Genomic DNA, 14,225 nt, shown 5'->3' on the forward strand with positions numbered 1-14,225 from the left:
GCACGTGCCAGCAATGAAGCCTACCCCTCATCCTTGATCATATAGCCCGCACCGCGGATGGTCTTCAGAAGCGGTTTGTCAAAGTCCTTCTCGATCTTCGAGCGCAGCCGCGAGACATGCACGTCGATGACATTCGTCTGAGGATCGAAGTGGTAATCCCAGACGTGTTCGAGCAGCATGGTCCGCGTCACCACCTGTCCGGCATTCTTCATCAGGTATTCGAGAAGCCGGAATTCGCGCGGCTGCAGCAGGATTTCCTTGCCGGCGCGCCTTACTTCGTGGGACAGCCGGTCGAGTTCCAGATCGCCGACGCGGTAGACCATGTCCTGTTCCGGCGTCCCCTTGCGGCGGCCGAGCACCTCGACCCGGGCGAGCAGTTCGGAAAAGGCATAGGGCTTCGGCAGGTAATCGTCGCCGCCGGCGCGAAGGCCGGTCACGCGATCGTCCACTTGGCCCAGCGCGGAAAGGATCAGCACCGGCGTATTGACGCCGCGCTTGCGCAGTTCGCTGATGACCGACAGCCCATCCCGGCGTGGCAACATCCGGTCGATCACCATCACGTCGTAGGAATTTTCGGTACCCATGAAGAGGCCGCTTTCGCCATCGCTGGCGTGATCGACCACGATCCCGGCTTCGCGAAAAGCCTTGGTCATGTATGCGGCGGCCTCAAGATCGTCTTCGATCACCAGAATCTTCATGTGCGGCACAATAGCGTCCGCGTCCGTTTTTGCACCATGGGATTCGGCGCCCTGGCGGGAATAACGAATACTCGTTTCCATCTTTGATCCCTTTCAACGGAAGGGGCGCCGGCCGTTGCCGGCGGCGCCCCTTGCTTGGGTCTGGCGAATTGATCAGCCCTCGTTGATCGGCAGGGCGACGAAGCGGCTGTTGCCGCCGGATTCCACCTGGAACAGCGCACGGGTGCGGCCGTCCTTGCGGGCCTGTTCGATCACCTTGCCGATATCGGCTGCGTTTTCGACCTTGCGGTTGTTGACCGACACGATCTTTTCACCGGCCTTGAGGCCGCGGGCTGCAGCTTCCGAGTCCGGATCGACATCGGTCACCGAAAGGCCGGAGCCGTCTTCGGCGGGAGCGACGGTAATGCCGAGATCGGCCAGCGCCTTCTCACTGGACGGAGCCGGGGCGTCCGGCTGCTTCGGTTCCGCGGCGGCAGCTTCGTCGCTCTGGAGGTTGCCGAGCGTGACCGGGATGGTCTCCTTCTTGCCGTCACGCCACAGGTCGACATCGACCTTGGCATTCGGGCCGAAAGCGGCGACGCGCTTGGCGAGATCTCGGGCGTCCTTGATCGGCTGGCCGTTGACGGCGGTGATCACGTCGCCTTCCTTGATACCGGCCTTCTGGCCCGGCGAGCCTTCCTGCGGAGCAACGACGAGCGCACCCGAAGCCTCCTTGAGGCCGAGGGAATCGGCAATATCCTGATTGACCGGCTGGATCTGCACGCCGAGCCAGCCGCGCTCGACCTTGCCATCCTTGATGAGATCGTTGACGACATCCTTGGCGACCGAGGCCGGAATGGCGAAGGCGATGCCGACATTGCCACCAGACGGCGAAAAGATCGCGGTATTGATGCCGACGACTTCGCCGGAGAGGTTGAAGGTCGGGCCGCCCGAATTGCCGCGGTTCACCGCCGCGTCGACCTGGATATAGTCGTCATAGGGACCGGAGCCGATATCGCGGCCACGGGCCGAAACGATACCGGCGGTCACGGTGCCGCCAAGCCCGAACGGATTGCCGACAGCCACAACCCAGTCGCCGACACGGACCTTCGTATCATCGGCAAAGGTGACATAGGTGAATTTGCGGCTTGAGGCGTCGACCTTCAGCACGGCGAGATCGGTGCGGCTGTCCTTGCCGACAAGCTTGGCTTCCAGCTCGGTACCGTCGTTCATCACGACGGTGTAGGCCGAGCCGTCCGAAACGACGTGGTTGTTGGTCACCAGATATCCGTCTTCGGAAATGAAGAACCCGGATCCCTGTGCTGTCGGGCGAAGAGGATGCGGGCGGTTGTCATGACGATCGCGATCACGCGGACCGCCGCGCTCGGCGCGGTCCTGGTTGCGGTCGCCCGGGCCGCCAGGCATCTGGCCGCCGAACTCGCGGAAGAACCGCTTCAGGGGGTGATCGTCGGGAAGCTGGTCGAAGCCGCGGCCGCCGAAATTGAAGGTGAAGTTGCTGTCGTCGTCATCCGAGGCGACTTGAGTGTTGGATTGAACACGAACGGAAACGACGGCGGGAGAAACGGCCGAAACGACATCGGCAAAGCTTGGGGCCTGCGGTGCGGTAACGGTCACCGGAGCAGCATAGGATTGGACGATCTGCGCCGGGATGCCGCTCGCAAGCATGACCGCTGCAAGACCTGCAACCGTCGTGGTCTGCAGGACGGTCTTCAAAGAGGGACGTTCAATATTGCGCATCTGTTGCTACCTTCTTCTCGTCAGTCATGTTGTTGGCCGGAGGTCCGGCGTGCGGTGGATGACGAGAGATATAGGCGCCTGGAAGTTAACTGCAGATGGCGACCGGATGAAATATTGGTAATGTTCGGCTGACGCGCCGCCCTATTTCTTAAGAAGCTCTTCTATCCGAGCTTGTTCTTCCGGCGTCAGGGCCGGGACCGTTCGCTGGCTCGGGCGCGTGCGCACGAATACGATAATCGCAATGGCGCCGATAACGAGCAGCAGGATGGGTGCGGCCCAGAGGATCATCGTCTTGGCACTGAACCGCGGCTTCAGGAGCACGAATTCGCCATACCGGGAAACCACATAGTCGATCACCTGTCTGTCGCTGTCGCCATTCACCAGCCGCTCGCGCACCAGCACGCGCAGGTCGCGCGCCAGTTCCGCACTGGAATCGTCGATCGACTGGTTCTGGCAGACCATGCAGCGCAACTGTGCCGAAAGATTTCGGGCGCGCTGTTCGAGGGCCGGATCGGAAAGCACTTCATCAGGGTTGACCGCAAGAGCGGGCAACGCGCTGAAAACCAGAAAAATCGCGATCAGCAGCCGGCGCATCATTCCGCCGCCTCCAGCGTCGCTTTCACCGTTTTCGCCTTGCGGCTCGGCGCTCCGACCCGCAGGCGCCGGTCCGAAAGGGACACGAACCCACCCGCCATCATGATCAGCGCGCCGCCCCAGATGCAGAGGATGAACGGTTTCCACCAGATGCGCACGACGATGCCGCCGCCCTCCATCGGATCGCCGAGCGACACGTAAAGCTGGCTCAGTCCAAAGGTTTGGATGCCCGCTTCCGTCGTCGGCATCCGCCTCGCGGTATAAAGCCGCTTCGACGACCAGACGTCGGCGATCGCCACGCCGCCGCGGCTCACCGTGAAGTGACCGCGTTCTTCGGTAAAGTTCGGCCCCACCGCCTCGCGCATGCCGTCGAACGTCAGCGAATAGCCGCCGGCATCGACCGTGGCGCGCGGCTTCATCTCGACCACCGTCTCGGTTCCGAACAGGGTGGCGGAGAATATGCCCAGCACCGTCACGCCAAGGCCGAAATGGGCGATTGCCGTCCCGAATACCGATCGCGGCAACCCGGCCAACCTGCGAAATCCGACGACAAGACCGACTTTGGAAAAATTGCCGCGGTACCAGAGGTCGGCGACGGCGCCGAACATGCCCCAGAATCCGAGCGCAAGGCCGAAGATCGCCATCACCGGTCCACCGTTCTGGACATAGTAGAAGACGAGGCCTGCCACCAGCGCGAGCGCCGCAAAGAGATAGAGGCGCTGCAGGGCGCCGAGCAGATCGCCGCGTTTCCAGGCAAGCAACGGGCCGAAGGGGACCGCGACCAGAAGCGGCAGCATCAGCAGACCGAAGGTCATGTTGAAGAACGGCGCGCCGACGGAAATCTTTTCGCCGGTCAGGGTTTCGAGGATGAGCGGATAGAGCGTCCCGATCAGGACCGTCGCGGTCGCGACCGTCAGGATCAGGTTGTTCAGCACCAGCGCGCCCTCGCGCGAGATCGGCGCGAACAATCCGCCCGCCTTCAGCATCGGCGCCCGCCAGGCAAACAGGATGAACGCGCCGCCGATAAAGATCGCGAGGATGCAGAGAATGAAGATGCCGCGGGTCGGATCCGTCGCGAATGCGTGCACCGAGGTCAATACGCCGGAGCGCACCAGGAAGGTGCCGAGCAGCGACAGCGAGAACGTCATGATCGCAAGCAGCACGGTCCAGATCTTCAGGGCTTCGCGCTTTTCCATTACCAGGGCCGAATGGAGAAGTGCGGTGCCGGCAAGCCAGGGCATGAAGGAAGCGTTCTCGACCGGATCCCAGAACCACCAGCCGCCCCAGCCGAGTTCGTAATAGGCCCAATAGGAGCCCATGGCGATACCGGCGGTGAGGAAGGTCCAGGCGCCGAGCGTCCAGGGCCGCACCCAGCGGGCCCAAGCGGCGTCGATCCGGCCCTCGATCAGAGCGGCGACCGCAAAGGAGAAGCAGACGGAGAACCCGACATAACCGAGATAAAGCAGCGGCGGATGAACCGCGAGCCCGAAATCCTGCAGCACCGGGTTGAGGTCCTGCCCCTCCGCCGGAGCCGGATCGAGCCGGAGGAAGGGGTTGGAGGTGAGCAGGATGAAGAGCAGGAAGGCTGCGGTGATCCAGGCCTGCACGGCCAGCACGTTCGCCTTGAGGCTATCGGGGAGGTTTCTGCCGAAGACCGCAACCAGAGCGCTGAAGAAGACCAGGATCAGCAGCCACAGCATCATGGAGCCTTCGTGATTGCCCCAGACACCGGAATATTTGTAGATCAGCGGCATCAGCGAATGGGAGTTCTCCCAGACGTTTCTGACGGAAAAGTCGGAAACCACATAGGCCCAGGTCAGCGCAGCAAACGAAAGTGCAACCAGCCAGAATGTCGCCAGCGTGCCGGTTGTCGCGAGCGCCATCATCGCCGCGTCGCCGCGCCGGGCGCCGATCACCGGCAGGATCGCGAGGATCAGCGCGGCGGCGAGCGCCAGAACGAGTGCGTAGTGACCGATTTCGACGATCATTGGCTCGCAGCCCCCTTGCCCTCGTTCCATACGCCGTCGGCCTTCAGCCGATCGGCGACTTCCTTCGGCATATAGTTTTCATCGTGCTTGGCCAGCACGCTGTCGGCGACGAAATTATGGGCGGCATCGAACGTGCCTTCCGTCACCACGCCCTGGCCCTCACGAAAGAGGTCAGGCAGAATTCCGGTATAGCTGACCGGCACGTTGCCGGTGCCGTCGGTGACGGTGAAGCTTACCGTCGAGCCCTGGCCGCGCTTTACGGAACCTTCCGCCACCAGACCGCCCAAGCGAATCCGGGTGCCCGGCTTGACGTCGGTCTTTGCCAGGTCAGCCGGCATGAAGAAATAGGCGACCGACTGGCTGAAGGCGAACATGACGAGGAGCACGGCAACGATGATGAAGCTCATCCCGCCCGCGATCACTGCCAGCCGTTTCTGCTTGCGCGTCATTGCGTCACTCCATTGGGCGTCGAACCTTCCACGGCAAGCCCTATCTCGTTTGCCAGCGCCACCAGTTCGCCCGAGGACGGAAACTGCTTCAGCCCGCTCTTCAACGCTTCCTCGGCCTTTTCCTTTTCGCCCAGGACGGAATACGAGCGCACCAGTCTCACCCAGCCCTCGAGATTGTTCGGATCCTCTTTCAGCCGGGCGGCAAGGCTGTCGACCATGCCGCGGATCATCGCCTGCCGGTCGCTCTGTGTCATCGCTCCGGCCGCCGCCATGTCTTCCTGGGTCGGGTTGCCGAGAGCCGGTACCCCGCCGGTGTCGGTATCCGGGTTTGGCGCAACGGTGCCGCCGTTCTTTGCGATGTGCTGGTTGACGAGCTGCATCCAGGGGGCCTCTGGGGGAGATTCCTTGGCGATCGCCTCGAAGGCGGCCCTTGCCTCGACCGTGCGGCCGGCCTGTTCGAAACCGAGCCCAACATAAAACCGGGAGCGCGGATTTTTGGGGTCGAGCTTTACGGCTTCTTCGAATACCGAACGCGCATCCTCGGTCACGATGCCGTCATTGGTGGCGATGAGGGTCTCGCCAAGACCGGCGAGCCGCTCCGAGCTGGCACCGAGCAGACGGATTGCGTTGCGATACGCCATCTCGGCATCGCCAAGCCGCATCGTGCGGAAATAGATCGGCGCCAGCAGGTCCCAACCGGCGCCGTCATTGGGGTTCTGCGCCAAGTGCCGCTCCGCCTTGGCGACGAGCAGGGCGATATTGTTTCCCGGATTGGCGAGCCGCGCTTCGAGCGGCTGGTCCGGCAGGTTCGGATTGCCGAGAGTCAAATAAAGACAGAGCCCGACAATCGGGGGAATGACCGTCACGATGGCGGCGACCAGCGCATGGGATCTCTGCTTCGGGGCTTCAGAACTCGCTGCGCCATCCTCACTCGCCGCCGCAAGCAGCCGGCGACCGATCTCGGCGCGAGCATATTCAGCCTGCTGTGCATCGATCAGCCCCTGGGCACGATCGCGCTCCAGTTCCTTGAGTTGGTCGCGGTAGACTTCGACCTCACCGGCATGACTTGAAGGCGCCGCCATGCCACGGCGGGAGAAGGGCATGATCAGCACGGCTGCAACCGCCGCCGTCAGAAGCGCTAGGATGATCCATAAGAACATAATGGCCCATTACTGCAACCACCGGCGCATTCCAACTGCGGAGCCGGCGTTGACGCAAATTTGAGGCGTTTCGCCGCAAGTTATAACGCCGATATGGCACCGGAAGTCGCCCGTGGCCATGACATAAGTCAAAGATGGGGTCAGGTCAGCGGCGTCCAGGTCCCGTCCGAGTTGCGGCAGGCAGCACCTCGTGCGGTCATTTCGCGCCCTCCGGCCGTCAGCGTGTGGCGATATTGCCGGCAGTTCTGCCTTCCTACCTGATAGGGTGCATTGGCTATTACCTGGCCGCTTGCATCATCGCCCTTCCAGGGGATCGTCTGGCCCCCTGCGGCAGCTTCAAGCGCGCGATATTCCGCCTCCAGGGCGCGGGAGCGGTCGCTTGAGGAAAGTTCGACGCCGGCGCGGCCGACAATCCCGCCCTGCAACGCGGAGATATAGGATGCCGAAGCGGAAGGACGCGGCGAAAGAAGCCCGCGCGATCCTCCCTTGTCGGCACCGGACGACGTACCGCAGCCTGCTAGCAGACCGGTTACGACAGCCAGGGTTAGGATGTTTTGGAGGCCTTGGGATCGCATATCAGAACCGGCTCATAAGTCATCTTCATTCAGGAATCGATCCGGGAGTGCTCCCGTCCCGGCATGGCATCATTACGGCATTGCTGGGAAACTCGCAGATCCGCCGATCGTTCAATTTCCCCTTTTAGCGGAGGGAGATAGCCACGTCCCAGACCACGAAGATATAGCAGGCGATCTATCCGTCCATATTGCGGCGCACTGATTGCCGGAATGTTGCGCATCCGTCACACTTGCGCCCCGCACCGAGCTCATGATCTTTCAGCTCGCATCCTTCGTCACGCCCGGCAGAAGCAGCTGGGCTCTCAGGCCGCCACGCAGGCCTCGGGTCAACTCGAACCGACCCTGATACTCGCCGGCAATCTCCCGGACGATCGAAAGGCCAAGTCCGGCTCCCGGCTTGCTTTCGTCGAGCCTCCTGCCGCGCTTCATGGCTTCGCGGATCTGATCGGGTTCAAGTCCCGGTCCGTCGTCTTCGACTGCCATCTCAAGCCAATAGCGGCGCGGTACCTCGGCTTCCCTGCCAGGCGGAGCGGGAGCCGTCGCTGCGGTGATCCAGACCCCCGTCTTGCAGAAGCGCGCGGCGTTCTCGAGCAGGTTGCCGATCGTTTCCTCTACGTCCTGCTGCTCCATCGCAAGCGCCATGCCGGGCGGGAAGACGGACAGGTGGAATTCTTTTTCGGGGTTCAGCCGGCGCATCACCCGCACCAGCCGTTCCAGCACCGGCTCGACATCCGTACGGGCGAGCAGGGATTCGCGCTGGGCGGCGATGCGCGCGCGGTTCAGGTAGGACTGTACCTGCGCCTGCATCGCCTCGGCCTGCGAGCGGACCAGGTCCGACTGCACCTTCTCGAGCATCCGGGATTCATTTAGGAGAACGGCGATCGGCGTTTTCAGCGAATGGGCGAGATTGCCGACCTGCATGCGCGCCCGCTCGACAATGCGGCGGTTGCTTTCGATCAGCGCGTTGATTTCGTTGGCGAGCGGCATGACCTCGCGGGGGAATTCGCCGTCCAGCCGCTCCGCCTCCCCTCGACGCACCTTTTCAAGCGCGCGGCGGGCACCCACCAAGGGCTGCAGCCCGTAGAGAATGGCGAGGCCGTTGACGACGAGGCTTCCGACACCGAAGACGGCGAGCGCGATATAGAGGCTGCGGGAGAATGCGCGGATGTCATCTTCCACCACACCGAGATTGCCTGCCACCCGGAAGCGGGCGGCACGGCCTTCCCCATCGAGCACCACCTCGGTCTCCGAGATCAGCAGTTGGTTTCCGAAGGCGTCGGTTGCCGGATAGAAGCGCTCGTAGCGATTGTTGAACGGCACTGCCAGAATCGAAGGCACGCTGATGTTGGAGGTGCCGAGCGAGGATGAGGAGAGCGGCCTGGCAGCAAATGTGCCGAGCGGTTCGATGATCCAGTACCATCCCGTCTCCGGCTGTGAAAAACGCAGGTCGCCAAGTTGCGGGCTGCCGGAAAGCTGGTTGTCGTCGCCGATCGTGATCGAGTTGATGACGTTATAAAGCTGCGCCCTCAGAAGGTCGGTGAAAGCGCGCTCCGCCGATTGCCGATAGAGCTGCGAGATGACGATCGAGATGACCACCAGCGCCAGGGCCGACCACAGCGTCGCCAGCAGCAGCACGCGGGCTGTCAGCGACCTGGGGCCGGTCGGAAGGATCCTAATGCGCATCTGTCGGCGCTTGCATCCTGTAGCCGAGGCCCCGGACCGTTTCGATGAGATCGACGCCAAGTTTCTTGCGGAGCCGGCCCACGAAAACTTCGATCGTATTGGAATCGCGGTCGAAATCCTGGTCATACATGTGTTCCACTAGCTCGGTGCGGGAAACGACCTGACCCATATGGTGCATCAGGTAGGAAAGCAGCCGGAATTCGTGCGAGGTCAATTTCAGCGCCACGCCGTCCACGCTCGCTTTCGAAGCCTTGGTATCGAGTCTCACAGGGCCGCAGACGATTTCCGAGGAGGAATGACCGGCCGCGCGCCGGATCAGGGCCCGTACGCGCGCCAGCACTTCCTCTGTATGGAAGGGCTTGGCCACATAGTCGTCGGCACCGGCATCGATACCCGCTACCTTGTCGCTCCAGCGGTCGCGGGCGGTGAGCATCAGAACCGGCATACCCTTCCCTTCGGCCCGCCATTTCTCGACCACGGTTATCCCGTCCATGACAGGCAGGCCGATATCGAGGATAACAGCGTCATAGGGTTCGGTTTCACCGAGGTAATGTCCTTCCTCGCCATCGAAAGCCTGGTCGACCACATAACCCGCCTCCTTCAATGCATCGGACAACTGCCGATTGAGATTAACGTCGTCTTCGACCACCAGAATGCGCATGCACCGCCCCTCGAATAGTATGCCGGCAGATATATCAGATAATAAGCCTGCCGGATCCGCCGACATTGGAACCCTTACGGTTACCTTGCGCGGCCTTTGGCTGCCGTTGCCCTGGACGAGCACGGTCACGTCGCAGGTCTGGCCGTCCGAGGAAGGCTGGGCGGAAAGAAGCTGGCCGCCCGTCTCCCGCACGACGCGGGACGCAGCCGATCCGCAATCGCTCGCAACGAGCAGAAGATAATCGCGCGCAGAGGCGTTTTCCGGCTGAAGACCGGAAAAACCGGCGATGCCGGCGGCCAGCATTGCGATGATCGGCAGTCGCGCCATGATTTAAGGTTTCCACTCGCAGACAAAACAGGATTCATGTCCAAAGCATGTGATGAATTATGTAGCCAAAGGCTGCTGAATGGCAAATGAATGGTCCGTAATGCTTCCCTTCAGGCGGCTATTTTCCCCTGATTCCAGTTGCGGCCCTGAGCCGCCCGCTGATTGCCAGAAGCCCGCCGGCAACACCCGCCAAGGTTAGCGCAATGTTGGCAAGATCGGCCTGCATATCTGCGCTGAGCTCGATTCCCTTGATCTGCAGAAGCGATGAGCCGACCGCGATCAACGCACCATGCTACACCTGATTCGCCCATCAGGCCGAGACCACAGCCAGCCCTCGGAAGAAGCTCAGGCTCGCGCGAGCGCGCCGTTGGCAAACAGCGTTCCAGCCGATCACCCATCTATCGAATATCCAATTTATGCCTTTTAGCAGTTTCAATCTCAAATAGAGTGTGATGTCCGTTAACCTGCTGCCCAAGCCGCCGCACGTCCTCCAGCCCTTTGCCGTCGGTGGTAGCGGATCAAAACGGCCCAGCCTTTCCCCTAGGTTGTCGTTGTCAGACAGCACAATTCGTGCATGCCCGCTCCGGTCAGCGATGCGCGCTGTACGCCCGCGCCGCCAAGACGCACGCGCCAGCGCCCGGCGCTTTCCGCGTCGGTGATATCGACCACCTCCGCATTGAAGGCGAGCCGTTTCGAACGCAGCCCCGCGACCGTCACAAACGTACCGCCGCTGTCGATCTTCAAAAGCAGGTCCCTGCCCTTCTGCGCCACCATCTCTCGTTCCTTCCGTAGGGTTGTAGCCGGCGCACCGTCCGCGCCGTCATCGAATAGTCACTTCCGCCCAGGCGGCAAAGCTGTTACCCGAAAACCGCCCATCCATGTCCCGGTCCGGTCCACCTCACCATGCTCCTTCCCGTGTCGCTCCGCACAGCGCAGACCATTGCCGTCCTCGCGGTGACGCAGCTCACCGGCTGGGGCACCACATTCGAGGTGCTCGGAGTCATGGGCCGCGTCGTCGCGCCGGACCTCGGCCTTGCCAACGAAGTCATCTTCGCGGGCCTCACCATCATGATGGTCGTCAGCGCGCTGGCCGGCCCGGCCACCGGCCGGCTTCTCGCCCGGCATGGAGCGGCCAGGGTTCTGGCTGCAGGCGCCGCCACGTTTGCGCTCGGGCTCGCGCTGCTTTCCATCGCCAACGGCCTGCTCGTCTATCTTGCGGCCTGGGTGATCATCGGCATCGGCGGCGCACTCGGCCTCTCGGCGCCCGCCTATACTGCGGTCGTCGAGCGCGAAGGCCAGGACGCCAAGCGCGCCATCGCCATCCTGATGCTCTTCACCGGCCTGTCGATCACCGTCTTCTGGCCGCTCCTGAGCATCCTCAACGAACTCGTCGGTTGGCGGCTCACTTTCGCCATCTGCGCCGCGCTGCAGCTCTTCGTCTGCGTCCCGCTCTATCTCTTTGCGTTGCCACGGCCGATCGAGACAAAGACGGACACGGGCTCCGGCCATGTTCCTCCGGTCGCGCTGACCGCGTCGGAACGCAACACCGCATTCCTGCTGGTGGCCGCAGCCACCACGATCAGTTCCTTCGTCACCTTCGGCCTATCGCCCTCGCTGCTTGAACTGCTGCGACAATCCGGCGCCGGCCCGGAATTCGCGCTGCAGCTCGCCGCCGCCCGCGGGGTCATCGGCATCTCGGCGCGTTTCGTCGATATGCTGCTCGGGCGGCGTGGCAATCCGCTCATCACCGCGGCTGCCGGCGCCGGCCTGATGGTGGCGAGCTTCACGCTTCTCATCGCCGGTGCGGGCTCCGCGTCGATGCTGGTCACATTCATCCTGCTCTACGGCTTCGGGTCGGGCGTCCTTGCGGTGGCGCGAGCGCTTCTGCCGCTCGCGCTTTTCTCGCCGAGCGAATACGGGCTGCAGGCGGCCCGTCTTTCGCTGCCGCAGAACCTTGCCAATGCCCTCGCCCCTGTCGTCTTCACCGCCATCCTCGACCGACTCGGCGCCGATATCCTGCTTATCCTCTGTGCCCTGCTGGCCGCCCTCTCGCTGTTCTTCGTCCTGCGGCTGATGGCTCTGGTGCGAAGCGCCAACCGGCGGACTTCCTAGATCTCTTCCGTCACCGCCCGAAACCGCAGTTCCGCGACCTGGAATTTCGTCTTTGGCTCGCGCCTCGTTCTGGTCAGCAGATGGAGAAGGCTCACCAGAGCCGCACCGTCCAGGCTCAACGCCGTATCATGCAACAGGCTGCGGACGAGGTCCGCAATTTGCTGCGCCTCCCGCCTGCCTTCCCCCTCGGACCAGATTTCAAGCGTCAAGAAATGCTCCTCGCCCACCTTGCTGCCGGTCGAATAGTCCAGCGTCTCCATCTCGCCGAAAACGACAGAGGGCAGTCGCGGCCTTGCCAGCAACCGGTCGCGGATGCCATCGGCTCCGACATCGCAGTCAGCGTTCCATCCGATGCCAGATGTCCATGGATCGCCTTCAGAAGCGCATTGGCTGCGGTCATTGGGGTTCCTCCCCCATACTTGGCAGACGAGATGGCGCCGCGTCTCGTCGGGATCGCGAACCAGCTTCACGGCGAAGACGCGCCGACCCTTGCGGAACCTCTGGCCCGCCGCGATGCCCTCGCGGAATTGCACCCAGATCCGGTGGCTGATCTTAGCGATTCCGGCTGGGCTATCGAGGTAGCACACGATACGCCCCCGTTCATATCAGGTGGCGCTATTTGCCCTACCTCTGGCGCTTCCCATATCTGCCGGCCACCCCAGCCAGAGCGCCAAGCACCCACCAAGCGCAAAGGCTTGCCGCTGCCGAGCCCGCCAGCATAACCTTGGAGCCTGACAGCTCCCCTTCGATACCGAGTTTCGTAGTCAGCCAAACGCCCATCGGCTCCCCAAAGATCAGACCGAAGCTCACTCCGGTCAAAAACCGGCTCGCAGCTTCGCGGCAGGTCTTCGGCAGGAGGTAGATCAACGAAATGCCGGCGCCCGCCGTGGACCCGAGAATCGTCGCGATCCCGACGCCGGGCTCGCTTCCGAGGTCAGTCATTTTTAATCTTTCTGTTTTAGGATGAACACATAAGAGCCGACAGGGCTCGATGGCCACTATCGGCTCTCTCGGCCTCCCTTCGGGGTGGCCGCTTCTGTTTTTGTCAATCGTCAGAAAAGCTTGGCGCCGCCGGCTCAAATGTTGGTTCCGCGACTTCAGAGAGGTCCACGCGACGAAAAATCGACTCGTCCTCTCATAGGCGAGCCACGGCACGGCAGCGGCGGCTTCGGCAATCATCCGCATGGCGCGGTAGGCGACGGGTTCTTCATGAAGCCTGTCCGCGCCACGCCGCGTAGGAGCGCCCAGACCAATGCGCCGCGCCTTCGCCCGCGACGATCGCAAAGCCCGCCGCCATATTCGTCTCGCGTTCCAGCGCTTCATTCTTTTCTGCAGGCACGGCTTTTCGCCCGCCCTTGGAGGCCCACGGCAGCTGGAGTGGCGATTTCATGTTCAGAACCTCTAGGTTTTTGTGACGTCCATACTCAGACAAGGAGCGCCGATGTCAGAGCGGGCGTTTCGCGGCTCTGTCCACGTCGTAGTCGGCCGCAAGCCGCATCTCCCGCACCGGCCGCACCCGGTCGATGGATTCCTGATAGATCGGATGCGCCTTGTAGGCGGCGAGCGCCGCTTCGTCCTCGAATTCGCCGTAGACCACAAAATCCACCTGGTTGCCGAGCTGATCGACCTTGTTGTTGATGCCGATCTCCAGGAGGCTCGCATGTGGTATCCGGGTCAGCAGCGACAGCCCCGAAAGAACAGTATCCCGGTCGTCCTCGCTGCGTGCGGTAAAAAAGACGATATGGCGGATCATGCGTCACTCCGGTTTTTAAAGGCGAGGCGTCGGCTATCATATCTGCGCCCGCTTCCCAAGTGCGCCGAGCGCCGCATGGAAGATCCTGCCATATCCGGCAACCAGTTCCGCCCGGTCATTGCCGTTGATGATCCGCCTTGCGCCGACCGACTCGGCTTACTCCGCTGAAAAATAATGATCGGGCCTGCGGCCGGTAAAACTGCCGAGCCTCATCCCCTCGATCAGGATCGTCGCCACGACGTCCATGTCCATCGCCCGGGGCGGATCGGCGACGAGGTCGATCCCGGTCACCTCCGACGTCGCCTCGTAGTTCCGCCTGTGGGTGAGCTGCACCAGGCCGCGCCCCAGCCAGCTCCTGCCGTCGGCTTCCGGGCGCCAATAGGGCGTCTTCACCCGGCTAGCCGGCCGGCGGAACGTCTCGTGAAAGGCGGTCGCCAGCACATAGGCAAGTCCGTCCGGCCGCCCTTGGGGCACACGCACCTGCCAAA

General features: G+C 62.7%; 15 protein-coding genes and 1 pseudogene. 1 reads left to right on the forward strand and 15 read right to left on the reverse strand.

Translation table 11 applies throughout. The features are described from left to right. Positions 1 to 20: 20 nt before the first annotated feature. The 10 genes and pseudogenes from C5L12_RS08655 to C5L12_RS08700 form a co-directional block, all read right to left on the reverse strand. Positions 21 to 779: a response regulator transcription factor gene (locus tag C5L12_RS08655; protein WP_105371645.1), complete on the reverse strand. Its 759-nt coding sequence runs from the start codon at positions 777 to 779 to the stop codon at positions 21 to 23. A gap of 72 nt (positions 780 to 851) precedes the next feature. Beyond that, a complete protein-coding gene (locus tag C5L12_RS08660) occupies positions 852 to 2,435 on the reverse strand; it encodes a Do family serine endopeptidase (RefSeq protein WP_105371646.1) in 1,584 nt (527 codons plus the stop codon). A gap of 141 nt (positions 2,436 to 2,576) precedes the next feature. Next, positions 2,577 to 3,032 (reverse strand): cytochrome c-type biogenesis protein, encoded by a 456-nt coding sequence (locus tag C5L12_RS08665; RefSeq protein ID WP_105371647.1) that lies wholly within the window; start codon positions 3,030 to 3,032, stop codon positions 2,577 to 2,579. After that, on the reverse strand, positions 3,029 to 5,017 hold the full coding sequence (locus tag C5L12_RS08670) for a heme lyase CcmF/NrfE family subunit (RefSeq protein ID WP_105371648.1): 1,989 nt from the start codon (positions 5,015 to 5,017) through the stop codon (positions 3,029 to 3,031). Before C5L12_RS08670 ends, C5L12_RS08665 begins: the two co-directional genes overlap by 4 nt. Further along, positions 5,014 to 5,466 (reverse strand): cytochrome c maturation protein CcmE, encoded by a 453-nt coding sequence (gene ccmE / locus C5L12_RS08675; protein WP_105371649.1) that lies wholly within the window; start codon positions 5,464 to 5,466, stop codon positions 5,014 to 5,016. The genes C5L12_RS08670 and ccmE overlap by 4 nt, the downstream gene beginning before the upstream one ends. Beyond that, a complete protein-coding gene (gene ccmI / locus C5L12_RS08680) occupies positions 5,463 to 6,626 on the reverse strand; it encodes a c-type cytochrome biogenesis protein CcmI (protein ID WP_105371650.1) in 1,164 nt (387 codons plus the stop codon). The genes ccmE and ccmI overlap by 4 nt, the downstream gene beginning before the upstream one ends. 140 nt (positions 6,627 to 6,766) lie before the next feature. After that, positions 6,767 to 7,201, reverse strand: a complete 435-nt coding sequence (locus tag C5L12_RS08685; RefSeq protein ID WP_105371651.1) for a hypothetical protein — start codon at positions 7,199 to 7,201, stop codon at positions 6,767 to 6,769. A 258-nt stretch (positions 7,202 to 7,459) separates the two neighbouring features. Further along, a complete protein-coding gene (locus tag C5L12_RS08690) occupies positions 7,460 to 8,884 on the reverse strand; it encodes an ATP-binding protein (RefSeq protein ID WP_105371652.1) in 1,425 nt (474 codons plus the stop codon). Then, on the reverse strand, positions 8,874 to 9,545 hold the full coding sequence (locus C5L12_RS08695) for a response regulator transcription factor (RefSeq protein ID WP_105371841.1): 672 nt from the start codon (positions 9,543 to 9,545) through the stop codon (positions 8,874 to 8,876). The genes C5L12_RS08690 and C5L12_RS08695 overlap by 11 nt, the downstream gene beginning before the upstream one ends. Positions 9,546 to 10,445: 900 nt before the next feature. After that, positions 10,446 to 10,646, reverse strand: a pseudogene (locus C5L12_RS08700) (phage major tail protein, TP901-1 family); the annotation flags it as partial. 129 nt (positions 10,647 to 10,775) lie between these two features. On the opposite strand from C5L12_RS08700, the gene C5L12_RS08705 reads away from it, so the two are divergent. Beyond that, positions 10,776 to 11,984 carry an MFS transporter gene (locus tag C5L12_RS08705; RefSeq protein ID WP_105371654.1) on the forward strand — a complete coding sequence of 403 codons (1,209 nt, stop codon included), beginning with the start codon at positions 10,776 to 10,778 and terminating at the stop codon, positions 11,982 to 11,984. On the opposite strand, the gene C5L12_RS08710 is transcribed toward C5L12_RS08705, so the two are convergent. The 5 genes from C5L12_RS08710 to C5L12_RS28725 all read right to left on the reverse strand — a co-directional run bounded on the left by C5L12_RS08710 (position 11,981) and on the right by C5L12_RS28725 (position 14,217). After that, positions 11,981 to 12,571, reverse strand: coding sequence for a phage head closure protein (locus tag C5L12_RS08710; RefSeq protein WP_342588628.1), 591 nt, complete (start codon positions 12,569 to 12,571; stop codon positions 11,981 to 11,983). The two genes, C5L12_RS08705 and C5L12_RS08710, sit on opposite strands and share 4 nt — an antisense overlap. 37 nt (positions 12,572 to 12,608) lie before the next feature. Further along, positions 12,609 to 12,926, reverse strand: coding sequence for a DUF6107 family protein (locus C5L12_RS08720; RefSeq protein WP_105371842.1), 318 nt, complete (start codon positions 12,924 to 12,926; stop codon positions 12,609 to 12,611). A gap of 265 nt (positions 12,927 to 13,191) precedes the next feature. Continuing rightward, complete coding sequence (locus tag C5L12_RS08725) at positions 13,192 to 13,374, reverse strand: hypothetical protein (protein ID WP_105371655.1); 183 nt, start codon at positions 13,372 to 13,374, stop codon at positions 13,192 to 13,194. 54 nt (positions 13,375 to 13,428) lie between these two features. Then, positions 13,429 to 13,737 (reverse strand): Dabb family protein, encoded by a 309-nt coding sequence (locus C5L12_RS08730; RefSeq protein WP_105371656.1) that lies wholly within the window; start codon positions 13,735 to 13,737, stop codon positions 13,429 to 13,431. Positions 13,738 to 13,893: 156 nt separating this feature from the next. After that, entirely contained in the window at positions 13,894 to 14,217 is a 324-nt protein-coding gene (locus C5L12_RS28725; protein WP_245422817.1) for a glycoside hydrolase family 19 protein, read from the reverse strand. Positions 14,218 to 14,225 lie beyond the last annotated feature (8 nt).

The organism is Neorhizobium huautlense, from assembly GCF_002968575.1.
Taxonomy (GTDB): Bacteria; Pseudomonadota; Alphaproteobacteria; order Rhizobiales; family Rhizobiaceae; genus Neorhizobium; species Neorhizobium huautlense.

Coding starts and splice junctions, on each gene's coding strand:
- C5L12_RS08655 (WP_105371645.1), bottom strand. CDS start 779: ATGGAAACGAGTATTCGTTATTCCCGCCAGGGCGCCGAATCCCATGGT.
- C5L12_RS08660 (WP_105371646.1), bottom strand. CDS start 2,435: ATGCGCAATATTGAACGTCCCTCTTTGAAGACCGTCCTGCAGACCACG.
- C5L12_RS08665 (WP_105371647.1), bottom strand. CDS start 3,032: ATGATGCGCCGGCTGCTGATCGCGATTTTTCTGGTTTTCAGCGCGTTG.
- C5L12_RS08670 (WP_105371648.1), bottom strand. CDS start 5,017: ATGATCGTCGAAATCGGTCACTACGCACTCGTTCTGGCGCTCGCCGCC.
- ccmE (WP_105371649.1), bottom strand. CDS start 5,466: ATGACGCGCAAGCAGAAACGGCTGGCAGTGATCGCGGGCGGGATGAGC.
- ccmI (WP_105371650.1), bottom strand. CDS start 6,626: ATGTTCTTATGGATCATCCTAGCGCTTCTGACGGCGGCGGTTGCAGCC.
- C5L12_RS08685 (WP_105371651.1), bottom strand. CDS start 7,201: ATGCGATCCCAAGGCCTCCAAAACATCCTAACCCTGGCTGTCGTAACC.
- C5L12_RS08690 (WP_105371652.1), bottom strand. CDS start 8,884: ATGCGCATTAGGATCCTTCCGACCGGCCCCAGGTCGCTGACAGCCCGC.
- C5L12_RS08695 (WP_105371841.1), bottom strand. CDS start 9,545: ATGCGCATTCTGGTGGTCGAAGACGACGTTAATCTCAATCGGCAGTTG.
- C5L12_RS08705 (WP_105371654.1), top strand. CDS start 10,776: ATGCTCCTTCCCGTGTCGCTCCGCACAGCGCAGACCATTGCCGTCCTC.
- C5L12_RS08720 (WP_105371842.1), bottom strand. CDS start 12,926: ATGACTGACCTCGGAAGCGAGCCCGGCGTCGGGATCGCGACGATTCTC.
- C5L12_RS08725 (WP_105371655.1), bottom strand. CDS start 13,374: ATGAAATCGCCACTCCAGCTGCCGTGGGCCTCCAAGGGCGGGCGAAAA.
- C5L12_RS08730 (WP_105371656.1), bottom strand. CDS start 13,737: ATGATCCGCCATATCGTCTTTTTTACCGCACGCAGCGAGGACGACCGG.